General features: G+C 57.5%; 14 protein-coding genes. 13 read left to right on the top strand and 1 reads right to left on the bottom strand.

Going from position 1 to position 16,614, the window contains the following annotated elements:
- The first annotated feature begins 26 nt into the window (after nucleotides 1–26).
- From xerD to OZX62_RS06840, 9 genes are all read left to right on the top strand, one after another.
- On the top strand, nucleotides 27–947 hold the full coding sequence (xerD, locus tag OZX62_RS06880) for a site-specific tyrosine recombinase XerD (RefSeq protein WP_277175480.1): 921 nt from the start codon (nucleotides 27–29) through the stop codon (nucleotides 945–947).
- Nucleotides 948–1,475: 528 nt separating this feature from the next.
- Entirely contained in the window at nucleotides 1,476–2,315 is an 840-nt protein-coding gene (locus OZX62_RS06875; RefSeq protein WP_277177062.1) for an AAA family ATPase, read from the top strand.
- 76 nt (nucleotides 2,316–2,391) lie between these two features.
- On the top strand, nucleotides 2,392–3,300 hold the full coding sequence (locus tag OZX62_RS06870) for a segregation/condensation protein A (RefSeq protein ID WP_277175479.1): 909 nt from the start codon (nucleotides 2,392–2,394) through the stop codon (nucleotides 3,298–3,300).
- Nucleotides 3,301–3,449: 149 nt separating this feature from the next.
- The gene (gene scpB / locus OZX62_RS06865) at nucleotides 3,450–4,172 is read left to right on the top strand and encodes an SMC-Scp complex subunit ScpB (RefSeq protein ID WP_277177061.1); all 723 of its coding nucleotides are present in this window, start codon (nucleotides 3,450–3,452) and stop codon (nucleotides 4,170–4,172) included.
- A gap of 109 nt (nucleotides 4,173–4,281) precedes the next feature.
- On the top strand, nucleotides 4,282–5,100 hold the full coding sequence (locus OZX62_RS06860; RefSeq protein WP_277177060.1) for an NUDIX domain-containing protein: 819 nt from the start codon (nucleotides 4,282–4,284) through the stop codon (nucleotides 5,098–5,100).
- Between the two features lie 220 nt (nucleotides 5,101–5,320).
- Complete coding sequence (gene typA, locus OZX62_RS06855; protein WP_277175478.1) at nucleotides 5,321–7,252, top strand: translational GTPase TypA; 1,932 nt, start codon at nucleotides 5,321–5,323, stop codon at nucleotides 7,250–7,252.
- A 127-nt stretch (nucleotides 7,253–7,379) separates the two neighbouring features.
- Nucleotides 7,380–7,904 carry an alcohol dehydrogenase gene (locus tag OZX62_RS06850; RefSeq protein WP_277175477.1) on the top strand — a complete coding sequence of 175 codons (525 nt, stop codon included), beginning with the start codon at nucleotides 7,380–7,382 and terminating at the stop codon, nucleotides 7,902–7,904.
- 14 nt (nucleotides 7,905–7,918) lie between these two features.
- A complete protein-coding gene (locus OZX62_RS06845; RefSeq protein WP_277177059.1) occupies nucleotides 7,919–8,962 on the top strand; it encodes a prephenate dehydratase domain-containing protein in 1,044 nt (347 codons plus the stop codon).
- A complete protein-coding gene (locus OZX62_RS06840; protein WP_277175476.1) occupies nucleotides 8,956–10,023 on the top strand; it encodes a prephenate dehydrogenase/arogenate dehydrogenase family protein in 1,068 nt (355 codons plus the stop codon). Before OZX62_RS06845 ends, OZX62_RS06840 begins: the two co-directional genes overlap by 7 nt.
- 39 nt (nucleotides 10,024–10,062) lie before the next feature.
- On the opposite strand, the gene OZX62_RS06835 is transcribed toward OZX62_RS06840, so the two are convergent.
- On the bottom strand, nucleotides 10,063–10,317 hold the full coding sequence (locus OZX62_RS06835; RefSeq protein WP_277175475.1) for a DUF6725 family protein: 255 nt from the start codon (nucleotides 10,315–10,317) through the stop codon (nucleotides 10,063–10,065).
- 220 nt (nucleotides 10,318–10,537) lie between these two features.
- Here OZX62_RS06835 and OZX62_RS06830 point away from each other — a divergent pair, with 220 nt between their 5' ends.
- The 4 genes from OZX62_RS06830 (at nucleotide 10,538) to OZX62_RS06815 (ending at nucleotide 16,612) form a co-directional block, all read left to right on the top strand.
- Nucleotides 10,538–11,659, top strand: a complete 1,122-nt coding sequence (locus tag OZX62_RS06830; RefSeq protein ID WP_277175474.1) for a tyrosine recombinase XerC — start codon at nucleotides 10,538–10,540, stop codon at nucleotides 11,657–11,659.
- 198 nt (nucleotides 11,660–11,857) lie between these two features.
- A complete protein-coding gene (locus OZX62_RS06825) occupies nucleotides 11,858–13,513 on the top strand; it encodes an ABC transporter substrate-binding protein (protein WP_277175473.1) in 1,656 nt (551 codons plus the stop codon).
- 334 nt (nucleotides 13,514–13,847) lie between these two features.
- On the top strand, nucleotides 13,848–15,485 hold the full coding sequence (locus tag OZX62_RS06820) for an ABC transporter substrate-binding protein (RefSeq protein ID WP_277175472.1): 1,638 nt from the start codon (nucleotides 13,848–13,850) through the stop codon (nucleotides 15,483–15,485).
- A 200-nt stretch (nucleotides 15,486–15,685) separates the two neighbouring features.
- On the top strand, nucleotides 15,686–16,612 hold the full coding sequence (locus OZX62_RS06815) for an ABC transporter permease (RefSeq protein WP_277157832.1): 927 nt from the start codon (nucleotides 15,686–15,688) through the stop codon (nucleotides 16,610–16,612).
- Nucleotides 16,613–16,614 lie beyond the last annotated feature (2 nt).

Genomic DNA, 16,614 nt, shown 5'->3' with positions numbered 1-16,614 from the left:
TCGTCTAATGAAGTGAAAATGGAACCATGAACGGATCGGACGCACTGCTTGGCCAGTTTTTGGCGCATATCGACGTGGAACGCGGGTTGGCGAAATCCACGGTAAAGGCGTACGCGGCTGATATCCGCAAGTATCTTGGATGGCTTGATTCCAACAATATCAAGGATTTGGCGGATGTCACCAGCCATGATGTCGAGGCGTACGTCGCCGCGCTCGACAAGGCGGGGGAGAGCGGGCGCAGCAAGGCGCGTCGGCTCGCCAGCGTCCACGAGTTCCACAAGTTCGCGCTGATGCAGGGCGTGGTAGCTGACGACGTTTCTGCGCGGGTCAAGGCGCCGAAGGCGAACGGGCACCTGCCGGACGTGCTGAGCATTGATGAGGTAGCGCGGCTGCTCGACGCGGCTTCGATGGGTGGTTCCGACGACCCGGTGGTCTTGCGCGACAAAGCATTGCTGGAGTTCATGTATGCCACCGGTTGCCGAGTTTCCGAAGCGGTCGATGCTGATCTCAACGATGTCGACACCGACGAGCGAGTGGTGGTGCTTACCGGCAAGGGCTCGAAGCAACGGCTCGTTCCGCTTGGGGAATACGCAATCAACGCCCTGCAACGCTATGTTTCGTTGGGGCGTCCGCAACTTGAAGCCAAGGCCAAAGGCGGCAAGGAACGTCGTGCGATATTCCTGAACAAACGTGGACGGCGGATTTCTCGGCAGTCCGTCTGGGAAGTCGTCAAAGTGGCGGGGGAGCGCGCCCATATCGACAAACCGCTGCACCCGCACACGCTCCGCCATTCCTTCGCCACCCACCTGATTCAGGGCGGTGCCGACGTGCGCACCGTGCAGGAGCTCCTGGGCCACGCTTCCGTGACCACCACGCAGATTTACACCCACGTCAGCCCCGAAACCCTCATTGAAACCTACCTGACGGCTCATCCCCGTGCGCGATGATATTGGCATGCGAACGGATTATGATGATTGGTGGTATGACGTTAGGCGATGAGGCGGGAGAATTCGATGGCACAGAACAGCGCAAAGTCTCGCAGGGCCAATAATAAAGGTATCGGCAAAAACGATCCCAAAGGCGGCAACGAGAATAAAGATGTAAAACGTAATCCTGCCAAAGGCGGAAACGGCGGTAAAGACGCAGAACGCAACTCGCCCAGAAGAGGGAACAGCAGTAAAAAGGCAGGTCGCAACCGCGTCAAAAACGGGAAGAGTGCTAAAGGAGCAGGCCGTAGCCGGGCGAAAAGCATGAGCAAGAGCGCGTATAAGTCCAAAAACGAATATCGCGACGGGGGATTCAGCGAGGAGCGATGGCTTGGTGAGGAGAAGCCGAAACGCGCGACACAAGGCAAGTTGCCGTTGCCGGGTACCGTGCATGTGCCGCCCGTTTCCGACGACGTTGCCAAGAAACCTTCGAACGGTTCAAAATCCCCTGCCCAAAGCGTGAACAGGCCTGTTGATAGCATAAAGGACATGCCTACCGATCTTCTTGGACGAAATTATGAGACTTTTCCCGCACCATTGCCGCTTGACCATCACGGCCCGGCGCGCATCATTGCGATGTGCAACCAGAAGGGCGGGGTCGGCAAGACCACCAGTTCCATCAACATCGCCGGGGCGCTGAGCCAGTACGGCCGGCGCGTGCTCATCGTCGACTTCGATCCGCAGGGTGCCGCCAGCGTTGGTTTGGGCATCAACGCGAATACCGTGGACGCCACTATTTACGACGCCTTGTTCGACACGTCACTCGACGTTCACGACGTGGTGCAGCACACCGATTTCGAAAACCTTGATATTATTCCGGCGAATATCGATTTATCTGCCGCCGAAGTCCAGCTTGTCACTGAGGTTGGCCGCGAGCGCATTCTTGCCAGCGTTTTGCAAGGGGTACGTGACGAATACGATGTCATTATCGTTGATTGCCAGCCTTCGCTGGGACTCTTGACCGTCAACGCCCTGGCTGCTTCCGACGGCGTGATCATCCCCGTGGCCGCAGAATTCTTCGCCCTGCGCGGCGTCGCGCTGCTGATGCAGTCCATCGAAAAAGTACGCTCACGCATTAACCCGCAGCTCGAGGTCTACGGCGTTCTGGTGACGATGTATACCTCGACCTTGCACTGCGAGGAAGTGCTGCAGCGCATTTACGAGGCCTTCCAAGACAAGGTCTTCCATTCGGTGATTTCCCGTTCCATCAAGTTGCCGGATTCTAGCGTTGCGGCTGCGCCGATCACGATTTATGCGCCGAATCACAAGACGGCCAAGGAATACCGCGAAACTGCACGCGAGCTTATTGCCCGTGGCATCGTCGACTGAGAAAATTTTCCGGAATATTGTTGAGCGACACTGCAAGTTCATTCTGTTCCCGAATGTATTATGTAAGTGAGGTGTCATGAGCGAAAACGAGCTGAGCGCTTCCGTTGATGACACGGCTTCGACGTCGGTTCCATCAGTCCAGTCGACCCCGGTGAGCGACAGCAATGCCGAAGACTTGCAAAAGGCTGAAAACAAAGGCTTTTCGGTCAATCTATCTGTCTATTCCGGCCCATTTGACGCACTGCTGGCGATGATCGCCAACCGCAAGCTCGAGCTTACGGAGGTCTCGCTTTCGGCTATCACCGAGGAATTCATCGAATACGTGCGCGGTCTCGACATGGCCCGCGATATGGAGCAGGTCAGCGCCTTCCTCGACGTCGCCTCCGTCTTGGTGGAGGCCAAAAGCGCCGCGATCTTGCCTGGCGACGAGAACGGGGAACGTGATGAACAGAGCATGGAGGCCTTGCGCGAGCGTGATTTGCTCTTCGCCCGGCTCGTGCAATATCGTGCGTTCAAAAGCGCGGCCAACGATTTCCGTGAGCTGTTCGCCGCCAATTCCGGGCGTTTCCCGCATCCCGCCTTCACTGACCCGGCCATCGCCGCCATGCTTCCGGAACTGGCGTGGACGCTTTCGTCGGAGGATCTGGCGAAGATTACCGTCGAAGTATTTCTCAATGCTCCGGCCGACCAGGTTCGCCTCGATCAGCTGCACGTCTCGCAGGTCGATTTAAAGAAGCAGTCACAGGTTGTGCGTGACCGGTTGCGAGGGTTGGGCGACGGCGATTCGATGACCTTCGCCGAACTCACCGCCGACGCCAAAAGCACGTTGGTGGTCGTCGCGAGATTTTTGGCAATTCTGCTCTTCTTCAAGCAAGGTGTATTACAGTATAAGCAGGCCGGTCCTTTCGAGGATTTGCACTTACGATGGGTACCGGGTGCCGATGACGGGGAAGCCGTTGAAGTGAATGAAGGTGATTTCGCATGAGCGAGACCAATGATATGGCCGAAAACGGCATGGAATCGACAAACGGGAACGTGCGCGACGCGAGCAGTGTCGGGATTGATATGGAAGAAACAAACATCTCTGAAACCGATAATTCTGTATTGTATGACGCTCCTAGCGAAACCCAGAAAATGAATGGGGAAGGGCAATCTGCCTCTGATGCCCCCGCGGATCCCAACCCTGCTCCGGCTTCCGCTCAAGGGCCGGATGCGGCACCCACGCGCCCCGAATATGTGGACTTTACCGTCGAGGATTTTCCGGGAGGGGTGGAATCCTGCCTTGAGGCGATTCTGATGGTCGCCGACCAGCCGCAGCAGGCCGCTGACCTGGGCCGTGTACTCGCCCTTGACGAGGACGAAGTGACGGCGGCGCTGGAATCGATGCAGCATGAATACGACGGCGATGAAACCCGGAATCTCGCGCCTCGCGGCTTTGAGCTACGACACACCGCACGTGGCTGGCAATACGGCAACCGTGCGGTCTTCGAACCGGTCGTTTCCGCTTTCGTCACCGATGGACAGATGGCTAGGCTTTCGCAGGCGGCACTTGAGGCGCTGGCCATCGTGGCCTACAAGCAGCCGGTCACGCGCGCACAGATCGCGGCTATCCGCGGAGTCAATTCCGACGGGGTGGTGCGTGCGCTGAGCGTCCGCGGGCTGATTCGCGAAGAGGGTGCCGACCCCGATTCGAGAGCGGCGCTTTTGGTGACCACCGGGCTTTTCCTTGAGAAAATGGGGCTCGATTCGCTTGACCAACTTCCCGAACTCGCGCCGTTCATGCCGGCGGCCAGCGATGTGGTCAACCAAGCTGAAGAGGCGCAACAGGCCGAAACCGAGCCGTCCGCTGCACTCTAGAAAATCCAACCCTCGCCGGTGAAGCCGTGATATGTCGTACTGGGTAATCTGGACTTGGTAGTCTTGGTTTGGGTAATGGCACCTAGGGATAATGAAGGAGAGCGGCGGCATGTGGCAGGGCAATGTGACGGAACGCAAGGCAGGCCCGCCCGAAGTCGGGGTCTCCGTCATCATTTTCGCGCTCGCGCATACGCACGCCGAAAGCAATGGCAAACCCAACCGCGACGAGCTGTGGATACCGCTTGTGCGGCGGGTACGTGAGCCGTTCAAAGGTAGGTGGGCACTGCCGGGCGGTGATCTGCTCGCCGGACGCTCGCTGGAATGGTCCGCTTACGTCGCGCTGGAATCGACCACAAACCTGCGCCCCCGCTATTTGGAACAGCTCTACACGTTTGGCGACCCGCATCGTTCCGGCTCAGCCCTGCCCATGGTCTCCATCGTCTACTGGGCGTTGATCGGCAGCGCGCAGGTCGACGATCTGCGCGACGGCGACAACGTGCAATGGTTCGCCGAATCAGCATTGCCGCAGCTGGCTTTCGACCATGCCGAAATCATCAAGTACGCGTTGGATCGTCTGCGATCCAAAATGTCGTATCCCGATGTGGCCTCGAAACTGGTTGGCCCGCGATTTACGCTCCGCCGTCTTCACGATGTCTACGAGGCCATCGCCGGACGCAGCTTCGACTTGGGCAATTTCCGACGCAAGATGCTCGCTTCCGGCCAGCTTGAGGACACGGGGGAGAAGCTGGCGGAAGGACGGCACAGGCCCGCTGCCGTTTATCGTTACATACCCGGGGTGGTCGCCGTTGGCAATGAAGTATGGAAACCGTGGGATACGCAGCTCAACCCGAAAGTAGGCGATGGCAGCGAAAGCCGTAGTGGTTCTGGCAATTCCGATGACATACTTTCTCCGCTGACGACGGACTGAACTGGTCGCGGACCGAGCCGGCTGCGGATTCAAGTATTGCAAATAGAGTGTTTTGCAAACTTTAGACAAGTTCGGCGCGAATCCGGCTTTCCGGCGCTTTGCAAATAGCGTATCCGTGTCGGGATACGTGGATACTATTGTGAAGGTTTGTGTGTAAGTAGAAGGTTAGAGTAGTTCTATCTGATAAGCACCCAAGAAAAGGTAATTAGGAGAGGCTTTTATGGCGGTACGTGGTGATATTCGAAATGTGGCGATCGTGGCTCACGTCGATCACGGCAAGACCACGCTGGTCAACGCGATGCTTCAGCAGTCGCATGTGTTCAGCGAACGCGAGGAAGTGCCGGACCGTGTGATGGATTCCAACGATCTCGAGCGTGAGAAGGGCATCACCATCCTCGCCAAGAACACCGCTGTGCAGTACACTGGCCCGTTGGCCGCCAAGTACGGCGAGCCGGAAGGCATCACCATCAACGTCATCGACACCCCCGGCCACGCCGATTTCGGCGGCGAGGTCGAACGCGGCATCTCCATGGTCGACGGCGTTGTGCTCTTGGTCGACGCTTCAGAAGGCCCGCTGCCGCAGACCCGTTTCGTGCTGCGCAAGGCGCTTGAAGCCAAGCTTCCGGTGATTCTTTGCATCAACAAGGTCGATCGTCCCGACGCGCGAATTTCGGAAGTCGTCAGCGAGACCACCGATCTGCTGCTCGGCCTGGCACAGGACGTCACCGAGGAAGGCGTCGACCTCGACGTCGACTCCCTGCTCGACCTTCCGGTCATCTATTGCGCGGCGAAGGCGGGTTATGCCTCCACCAACCAGCCTGCCGACGGCGGCCTGCCCGACAACGACAATCTCGAACCGCTTTTCGACACCATCATCTCCAACATTCCCGCGCCGGAATACACGGAAGGCGCGCCGCTGCAGGCGCACGTCACCAACATCGACGCTTCCGACTACCTCGGCCGTCTGGGCCTGGTCCGCATTTACAACGGCACCCTTCAGAAGGGCAAGCAGTACGGCCTTTCCCGCGTCGACGGTTCGATCGAAAACTTCAAGCTCACCGAGATCCTGCGCACGCAGGGCCTCGACCGCACCCCGGTCGAAGAGGCTGGCCCCGGCGATATCGTCGCCGTCGCAGGCGTTGACGACATCATGATCGGTGAGACCATCGTCGACCCCAACGACCCGAAGCCGTTGCCGTTGATCCACGTCGACGATCCCGCGATCTCCATGACCTTCGGCGTCAACGATTCCCCGTTGGCCGGTCGCGAAGGCAAGGACCACAAGCTCACCGCCCGCATGATCAAGGATCGCCTCGACCGCGAGCTCATCGGCAACGTCTCCATCAAGGTCTTGCCGACCGACCGCCCCGACGCATGGGAAGTGCAGGGCCGTGGCGAACTCGCGCTCGCCATCTTGGCCGAACAGATGCGCCGCGAAGGCTACGAGCTGACCGTCGGCCGCCCGCAGGTGGTCACCAAGACCATTGACGGCAAGCTCAACGAGCCTATGGAAAACGACACCATCGACGTGCCCGAGGAATACATGGGTGCCGTCACCCAGCTCATGGCCGATCGCAAGGGCCGCATGGACTCCATGTCCAACCACGGTTCCGGCTGGGTTCGTCTGCAGTTCACGGTTCCGTCCCGTGGTCTCATCGGCTTCCGCACCGCGTTGCTGACTGCCACCCGCGGCACCGGCATTTCAAGCTCCATCTCCGCCGGATATGCCCCGTGGGCCGGCGAGATCACGACCCGTCAGAACGGTTCGATGATCTCCGACCGCGCCGGCACCGCCACGCCTTACGCCATGCAGCGTCTGCAGGCCCGCGGCAACTTCTTCGTCGAGCCGCAGTCCAACGTCTATGAAGGCCAGGTCGTCGGCATCAACAACAAGCCCGACGAGCTCGACGTCAACATCACGCTGGCCAAGCACATGACCAATATGCGTTCCTCCACCGCCGATGTGCTCGAGACGCTCACCCCGCCAATCAAGATGAGCCTCGAAGAGGCGCTTGATTTCGCCAACGAGGATGAGTGCGTCGAGGTCACCCCCGAGGCCATCCGTGTGCGCAAGGTCATCCTCGACCGCGACGAATGGTACAAGTGGCACGCACGCCAGCGTCGCCAGAACGCTGCGAAGGCCAACAAGTAAGTTTTTGAAATTTCAGCAACCGCACCTCCTGAATCTTTATGTTCAGGAGGTGTTTTGTATTGGGCGAGACAAGCAGCAGAACCCGACTTATGCTATTTTTGACCGCCCGATGGGGCATACTGGCACTATGACTTCTCCTGCTGCAACCCCGAAAAACGCCGCACGCAAGGCCGACCTGCCGTTCTCGTTCCAATACAATGCGTGGATTCGTGCACTGATTTGTGTGGTGGCGGGCATCGTTGCTGGGGTGTGTGGCACGCTGGTGCACCGGCTCGGAGCGCAATACAACGTGCCGATTGGCTTGGTGATTGCCCTGCTGATCATCGGGCTTTCAGCCTGGAGCGCCCGCGCACGCAGTGGGGTAGTAGGGCTCGCATTGCATCTGATTGCATCTTCCGGTGTCATCGCCGTCGCGTCGATTACCGCCACATCGGGTGACATCCTGCTGCCGATGGGCTTCTACAGTTCGGGCATCCCGTTCTTCAGCCAGAACGCATTCTGGTTCTGGTTCATTGGCATGATTGCTATCCAGTTCGTGATGGTGTTCCTTCCCCGACGCTGGTTCACTATTCCCGCGCCTAAAAAGTCTTCAGCCGTCCATCGCGATGCTGCGTCGGACGAGACCATTACCGACGAGGTGCCACGGCCATGAATGCCAAGAATTCCATGAACGAGAGCGCAACCCGCGATAAAGACAAACAACCAAATCCGTCGGTTCCGAGCAAACTGTTCTTCCTGGGGCCGGAAGGTTCGTTCACCCATCAAGCGGCGGCAAGCGCGGCGGAGACGTTGGATCGACGAGGTGGCAGCGTCGGGCTCGAGGCGCGTGAAAACGTGCCGGCCATCATTCTCGACGTCGAGGCAGGCCGTGGCTGGGGTGTCATTGCGTGGGAAAACAGCGTCGAGGGTTATGTCGTGCCGAACCTCGATGCCGTGATCGATGCGAAGGATTTGGCTGGGCTGACCCGTCTGAGCGTGGATATTGCGTTCGACGCTTTTGTACGGGAGGATGGTGACGAGAGTACGCTGAATGCCGATGAGAACGGTCACACGCCGCTGCGCGAGATCACGGCGCATCCCCATGGCCTGGCACAATGCAAGAAATTCGCCGCAGCGCACGATCTGACACCGGTGCCCGCTTCCTCCAACGCCGCAGCGTGTCGCGACGTGAAACCCGGGCAGGTGGCGCTCGGGCCAGCTTTGTGTGGCAAACTGTATGGTCTCAAAACATTCGAACACAACGTTCAGGATTTCGGTGGTGCCAACACCGATTTTCTCGTGGTCGCTCCGAGGGACGACGTACGTGCCGTTCTGCAAGCCTACCGGCAAACTGACATCGTCGATTTCGAGACCATCATCGCGGTGATTCCGTTGAGCACTGGCCCCGGCGTCATCGCCAAACTGCTTGACTCGGTGCGAGACGAGGGCCTGAACATGACCAGCTTGATGTCGCGGCCGATCAAGGGCCACGCTGGCACCTACAGCTTCATCATCACGCTCGATGCCGCGCCTTGGCAGGGCAATTTCAGCCGTTTGCTCCATCAGATTGTCGATGAGGGGGACTGGGTCAAGACTTTGGCCGTCTATCCGAGAGGCGAACATCCGAATCCACCGGTCGACACATGGATGCTGCCGCAAGGTGGGATATGCCGCAAACGGATTCATTCGAGCGATGTAGAGACGAAAGAGGAAAGGGAACTGCTGTGGTGAAATCGGTCGGGATTGTCGGCCTTGGACTTATCGGCGGTTCGCTGGCGAGGCGATTGGCCGAGCGTGATGTGGAAGTGGTGGCTTGGAATCACCACGAAAAGCCGTATGCCGCCGCGCGCCGAGACGGAATTGACTGTGTAGGTTCGTTGGAGGCCTTGGCGGCAGCCAAACCTGAAGTGCTTTTCCTGTGCAATCCGCTCAAGGTCATGCCCGAAATGCTGCAGCGGCTCGCCCCGGTGCTGGATCGCGAGACGACCACATTGAGCGATGTCGGCAGCGTCAAAGGGATGGTGCGGCGGCAAGTCGAAGAGGCCGGTCTTGCAGATTGCTTCGTCGGGGCGCATCCGATGGCCGGCACGGAGTTTTCCGGGTTTGCGGCCAGCGACCCCGCCATTTATGACGACGCGCTGTGGGCGATTAGCGTTGATGAAACCACCGATTATGAGCGTTTCCTCAAGGTGGCGACGCTGATTACCGGCGTGGTCGGCAACCGCATCATCGTTCTGGACGATAAGACACACGATCGTGCCGCCGCCATGATTTCGCACGCTCCGCACGTCGTTTCGACCGCGCTCATCAACGAACTCAGTGCCAGCCCCGACCGCAACATCGCCGCCGCGCTCGCCGCCGGTTCCTGGCGCGACATGACTCGCGTGGCCCTGACCGACCCCGACCGCACTCGCGCGATGATCGAGGAGGACGCTGACAACGTCGAAGTGTTGCTGCGCGATTTGGCCGGCAGATTGACCTCGTTCGCCGACGATCTACACGCCCATGACGATGCCGCGTTGACTCGATTCTTCGCGGCAGGTCAGCCCTTCCGTGATTACAAGCTGCGCGAACGAGAATTCGGCAAGTCTCAAGATTCCGGCAAATCCGAAGAGTTGAAAGAGTCGAATGAATCCGTAAAACCAAAAAATAATGATATTGAACGTATCGTTATCACCGTCCCTAAATCGGGCTGGCAACGAGCGTTCCTGGATTCTGCCCGCCGCGGCGAGCACGTCATCCGTTTCATTCAGCCATGGCAGGTCGAGGTCGAGACACGTTCGAAGGTGTGAGTGCTGAGAAATATGAAGGGCCGGTTTCTGATATATCACTCATTTGATATTGCGCGGCTTCCGTTCGGGAATCGGTTTTAAGGCGACGATGCGTTCCTGCGGAATATCGACGTCCTGCGCGGGCCGTGAGCCGTTGGCGGCAGGGTCGCGGGTGATGGAAAGCGTTCTGCCATTCCATGAGCGGACGTGGCCGATGAAATCGCGGAACTGCTGGCGGCCGGTCTGTGGGTCGGTTCCATCGAGGGTACGCACCATCAGCCGTGCTCCGGCGGGTATGGTTTTCGGCAGTGGCATGTTTCCTCGTTTTGCAGTTCGAATGGTTTGTTGACGTTCTTTTATCATAGGTCCTCTTGCGTCATCGGTGACAGAGTTTGTGATCCTGCTTGGACGTGGGGCAAAAAGGCTATTGTAGATATGTAGATATGTTGAAATGTTGAAATAAAGATATAAAGAAATCAAGAAATAAGCAGGTTGCGGAAAATCCTGATGCGTTCAAACTGCGGAAAGGGAAGCTATGGAATATCAGCGGGAGATAGACCGGTTTCTTGACTATCTCAACGCCAATCGCGGGCTCGCCGACAACACCTTGAAGGCCTACCGCACCGACTTGCTGGAATGCATGGGTTTTCTTGCCGATAATGGCGTCGGTAGTTTGGGCGAAGTGAAACTTGAGGATTTGCGCGGCTGGATGGCGAACGAATCCGGCAACCACGCCCGCAGTTCCATGGCACGCAAGACCGTGGCGGTGCGTAACTTCTTCGCCTGGGCCGACGAGCACGGCGTCATCGCCACCAATCCCGCGGCGACGCTGATGACGCCGAAGATTCCGCAGACCTTGCCGACTGTCTTGAACGAATCGCAGGCCGAGCGGCTGATGGATACGGTCGATGCCGACGGCGTCGAGCCGCAGAAATCCGAAAGGGGAGCTACTGGTCAGCTTAAAGTCCAGGCCAATGATGACGTCGTACATGACGGTAATCAAGAAAAACTTCGAGATGATTCGACAAGACGCACGCCTAAAGACGAGGCGCTTGCTTTACGCGATGCTGCGATGGTGGAGCTGCTCTATGCCACCGGCATCCGCGTGGCTGAGCTAACCGGGTTGGACTTGGGCGATGTCTCCTTTGATACCAGGACCATTCGGGTCACCGGCAAAGGCGACAAACAGCGCGTTGTTCCGTTCGGCGCTCCTGCCTCCCGCGCGATTGAAGCCTGGCTGAGCAGTGCGGGTCGGCCGGTACTTGCGAAGTCACGAAAGCAATCTGCAAAATTCAAAAGGAATACTCAAGGAACAAGAAAATCCTCTGAAACCGCAGGGGCAGGCCGAGGAAAAGCAAACACGGCCAAGTCGCAAGACTCCGAAAACGCATTGTTCCTTGGTGCTCGCGGGGCGCGCATCGACCAGCGTATCGTACGCGAGGTGGTCCATGAAAAGGCCGAAGAGGCCGGTGTGCCAGACATCGGCCCGCACGCCTTGCGGCACAGCGCGGCGACCCATCTGCTTGACGGCGGCGCCGACCTGCGTGAGGTGCAGGAGATGCTTGGCCACTCCTCGCTCAAGACCACGCAACGCTATACGCATGTCTCAATCGAGCAATTAAAATCACGTTATCAACAGGCTTTTCCGCGAGCATAAAATAGGAAAATCCGTTTCATGCTGAATTACGTTGTGTGTGCTGAATTTCAGTTCTTTATTACATGAATGTTAACTTGCATAATCCATAAGCCAGCGTATAAATTAAAGTGAAAAGCAATGAGGTTGACATATTTGTCGACCTTTTTTGTTTGATGCACAGGTTTCTGTGCAATAAGACAAAAGGATAGGAGAAATCTTATGAAGAAGAAAGGTCTGGCCCTCGCAGCTGTAGTCTGCTCGGCGGCCATGCTCTTGAGCGCTTGCGGCGGCTCCGGCTCCGGTTCAAGCTCTTCGTCGAGCTCGGCGTCCAAGGACGGCAAAGACATCATTTCCATCTTCAACACAGAACCCCAGAACCCACTCGTTCCGGGCAATACCAACGAATCCGGCGGCGGCATGGTCCTGCGCGGCCTCTTCTCGCAGCTGGTTCGTTTCGACTCCAAAGGCAACCCCGTCAACGACGAAGCGCAGTCCATCAAGCCGAATGCTGACGGCACGCAATACACGATCACGCTGAAGCCGGGTCTGAAATTCAGCGACGGTACCCCGGTCAAGGCCGAAAACTTCACCAAGGCCTGGAGCTACGTGGCCAATGTGAAGAACGCGCAGAAGTGCTCGTCCTTCTTCTCCACCATCAAGGGTTACAAAGATCTGCAGAAAGCCGATTCGCTCAAGGGCGACGAACAGCTTTCCGGCCTGAAGGTCGTCAATGACACCACCTTCACCGTCGATCTGGATTCCCCGGACGCCACTTTCCCGGTCAAGGTCGGCTATTCCGGTTTCGCACCGCTTCCTGATGTCTTCTTCAAGGACCCGAAGGCCTTCGGCAACAAGCCCGTCGGCAACGGCCCCTACAAGTTCGATTCCTGGAACCACAACACCGATATCAAGATTTTGAAGAACCCTTATTACAAGGGCGAAGACAAACCGCAGAACGATGGCGTCGATTTCAAGGTCTACACCAAGTCCAGCGCTGCCTATGCCGATATTCAGGCCGGGCACCTTGACGGCATGAACGCCATCCCGCCGGAGGACACCAAGAGCTTCCAGACGGATTCCAACCTGCAGGCCTACAACAAGCCGGGTTCCTCGATTCAGCAGTTCACCATTCCTTCCGATCTTCCTCACTTCCAGGCCGGTACCGAGGAAGGCACGCTGCGTCGTCAGGCCATCTCCATGTCCATCGATCGCAACACCATCGTCAAGAAGGTGCTCAACGGCACCGGCGAGCCCGCCCATGAGTTCACCGCCCCGGTGATCCCGGGCTATTCCGCAACGCTCAAGGGCAACGAGAACCTCAAGTACAACCCGAAGAAGGCCAAGGAACTGTGGGCCAAGGCCAACGCCATCTCGAAGGACACCGATACGCTGAAGCTCGCCTACAACTCCGACGGTACCTCCAAGCCCGTCTTCGACGCGATGGTCAACTCCATCAACAACACCCTTGGTTCCGGAGTCACTGCCACCGATCCTCTGCCTACCTTCCAGGAATTCCGCGACGCCATCTCGAACCGCAAGGTCAAGGGCGGTTTCCGTTCCGGCTGGATGCCTGATTATCCTTCCGCCGAGAACTATCTGGTCCAGAACTTCTCGAGTTCCGCAGGTCACGGCAACGGCTCCAACGACGGCGATTACAGCAACCCGAAGTTCGACGAGCTGACCGACAAGGCCTATGCCGCCAAGTCCGTCGACGAGGCGAACAAGTACTACCAGCAGGCTCAGGAAGTGCTTCTGAACGACCTGCCCGCCATCCCGCTCTATTACATGGCGAATGACGGTGTGGCCGCGAAGGGCGTCAAGGGCTTCGCCATCGATTGGCAGTCCTACCCGACCTTCATCCAGATGCACAAGTGATGCATCGCTGAACGTTCCTCCCGGCCCGTGTTGTTGAGCGCCGGGTGGAAAGTCCGATGATTGCAAGGGAGCGCGTGTTCGTACATGCGCTCCCTTTTCATATGTTTACCCACGTTTTCACATTCCATGCCGGCCGGGGCGGCGTCTTATTGGGCGTCACGCTTTTCGTTGTCGGCTTTTGGTGTCCGTATAGTGTTCGTTTTTGCACTTTCGTAACATGAATGCGCTTCAATGACAGTTTACGGCTGAACTTATCACAGACGTAACAATTTCCGTCCGGATCGTGGTTGATATCCGGGCATGACGATAACAGATAGCAGAGAAGGACAGAGGGATGAAGAGAAGACTGTTGGCGGTTTCCGCCGTGCTGTGTTCCATGGGTATGCTGCTCGCCGGTTGTGGCGCGAACGGCGGAAGCGATTCCGGGCAAAAGGACTCGAAAAGCGTCATCACGGCATTCGACACGGAGCCGCAGAACCCGCTGATACCAGGTAACACCAACGAATCCGGCGGCAACCGCCCGGATTCCCTGATTTTTGCGGGGCTGGTCTCTTTCGATGCCAAGGGCAAGGCTTCCAACGAGGTGGCCCAATCGATCGAAGGCAACGCGAACTCGACGCAATATACCGTCAAGCTCAAGCCGGGCTGGAAGTTCAGCGACGGCACGCCGGTGACCTCGAAGTCCTTCACGAAGGCGTGGAGCTATGTCGCCAATGTGAAGAACGCGCAGAAGTGCTCGTCCTTCTTCTCCACCATCCAGGGCTATGACGACCTGCAGAAGGTCGGTAGCCTCAAAGGTGACGAGCAGCTCGCCGGTCTCAAGGACGTCGACGATACGACCTTCACCGTCACGATGTCGAAGCCGGACGCGACGTTCCCCATCAAGGTCGGCTACCTCGCCTTCGCGCCGTTGCCGGAAAGCTTCTATAAGAATCCCAAGGCGTTCGGCAACGCTCCTTTGGGCAACGGCCCGTACAAGCTGGAAAGCTGGAACCATAACACCGAAATCCGTCTGGTTCGCAACAACCTGTACAAGGGTAATGTGAAGCCGAAGAACGACGGTGTCACGTTCAAGATTTACACCAAGGTGGACTCCGCTTACGCCGATGTGCAGGGAGGCAACCTCGATGTACTCGATACCGTACCTACCGCCGACACCAAGAGCTTCCAGACCGATGCGAACCTGCAGGCCTACAATCAGGCCGGTTCGGTGATCCAGATGTTCACCATTCCTTCGAACCTGCCGCATTTCGTTTCGGGCACCGAGGAAGGCACGCTGCGCCGTCAGGCCATTTCCAAGGCCATCGATCGAAAGGGGATCATCAAGAAGGTACTCAACGGCACGGGCACCCAGCCGGTCGATTTCACCTCACCCAAGACCCCGGGATTCTCCAAGGATCTTAAGGGCAAAGATAACCTCGTCTACAACGCAGCCCAGGCCAAGGAGCTTTGGGCCAAGGCCAATGCCATTTCCAAGGACAATGACAAATTCACGATCTCCTACAACACTGACGGCGGCAACAAGGCCATTTACGACGCCATGATCAATTCCATCAAGAACACCCTGGGTATCGACGCCTCCGCCGACCCGATGCCGACCTTCCAGGAATTCCGCAACGCCGTCGACAAGCGCAGCATCAAAGGCGGCTTCCGTTCCGGCTGGCAGCCTGATTACCCTTCGGCCGAGAACTACCTGTTCCAGGAATATGATTCCGCCGCGGCCCACGGCAACGGTTCCAACGACGGGGACTACAGCAACCAGAAATTCGATGCGCTGATGGATCAGGCCTACGCGGCGCCTTCCACCGACGCAGCCAACGCCATCTACAGCCAGTCGCAGGAAATCCTCCTGAATGACCTTCCGGCGATTCCCATGTATTATGACAATGCTCACGGCGTGGCTTCCAAGAAGCTGAAAGGCCTGGTGGCCGATTGGGAGAATATGCCGGTATACAGCCAATTGCATAAATAACCATAGGTCTGTTTCGCTTTGAAATAAAAGGAAAATCCGTGTGAAGGTGATCTCGCAATGACATCACCTTCACATTTTTTAAACATTCTTGACTTGTGTCTGCGCTACACTTACAGGCATATGTCTAAAAGCCGAAAGGGTTATCAGTGCTTTCAAGCCATTTGGCAGATCCTCGGCTTAGGAAAATAAGGAGTTAACCGATGGGCAAGTATCTTCTGCGCCGTATCCTGCAGATGATCCCCGTGGTTCTCGGCACAACATTGTTGGTCTACGCCCTTGTTTTCGCGCTTCCCGGCGACCCGGTGAAGGCGATGTTCGGCGACAAGCCAGTCAATGCTGCGGTCGCAGCCCAGATTCGCGCGGAATATAACCTTGACAAGCCATTCATCATCCAGTATCTGCTGTTCCTGAAGAACGCGCTGACACTCAATTTCGGCAACACGTTCGCCGGTCAGCCGGTTATCAGCGAGATCGGCCGGGCCTTCCCGGTCACGATCAAGCTGGCGCTGATGGCGTTCGTCTTCGAAGCCGTTTTCGGCGTGGTCTTCGGTATCATTTCGGGCCTGAAAAAGGGGAAGTGGTACGATTCCGTCATTCTTATCGTCTCCCTGCTTCTGATTTCCGTGCCGACCTTCGTCACCGGTTTCCTGGCTCAGTATTTCCTCGGTGTCAAATGGCGTCTGCTGCCGGTCACCGCGGGCAATGATCCCGGTTTCCTCGATTTGCTGATGCCGGCCGTAGTGCTCGGTTCCGTTTCGATGGCCTATATCATCAGGCTCACGCGTTCCGAAGTCTCCTCGAACATCGCCGAGGATTACGTACGCACCGCACGCGCCAAGGGCATGAGCAACCGCTCCGTCATCGTGCGCCACGTGCTGCGCAACTCGTTGATTCCCGTGGTCACCTACCTTGGGCAGGACTTGGGTGCGCTCATGAGCGGCGCGATGATTTCCGAAACGATCTTCAACGTGCACGGCATCGGGTTCCTGACTTACCAGAGCATCCTCAAGGGCGAAAGCAACATGGTCGTTTCCATCGTTACTCTGCTGACCTTGATATTCGTGGTATGCAACTTGATCGTCGATATGCTTTACGCGGCGCTTGATCCGCGTATCAGGTACGCGTGAGT

It is taken from the genome of Bifidobacterium sp. ESL0690 (assembly GCF_029392315.1).
Classification (GTDB): domain Bacteria; phylum Actinomycetota; class Actinomycetes; order Actinomycetales; family Bifidobacteriaceae; genus Bifidobacterium.
This window is presented reverse-complemented; position numbering and strand designations above follow the sequence as displayed.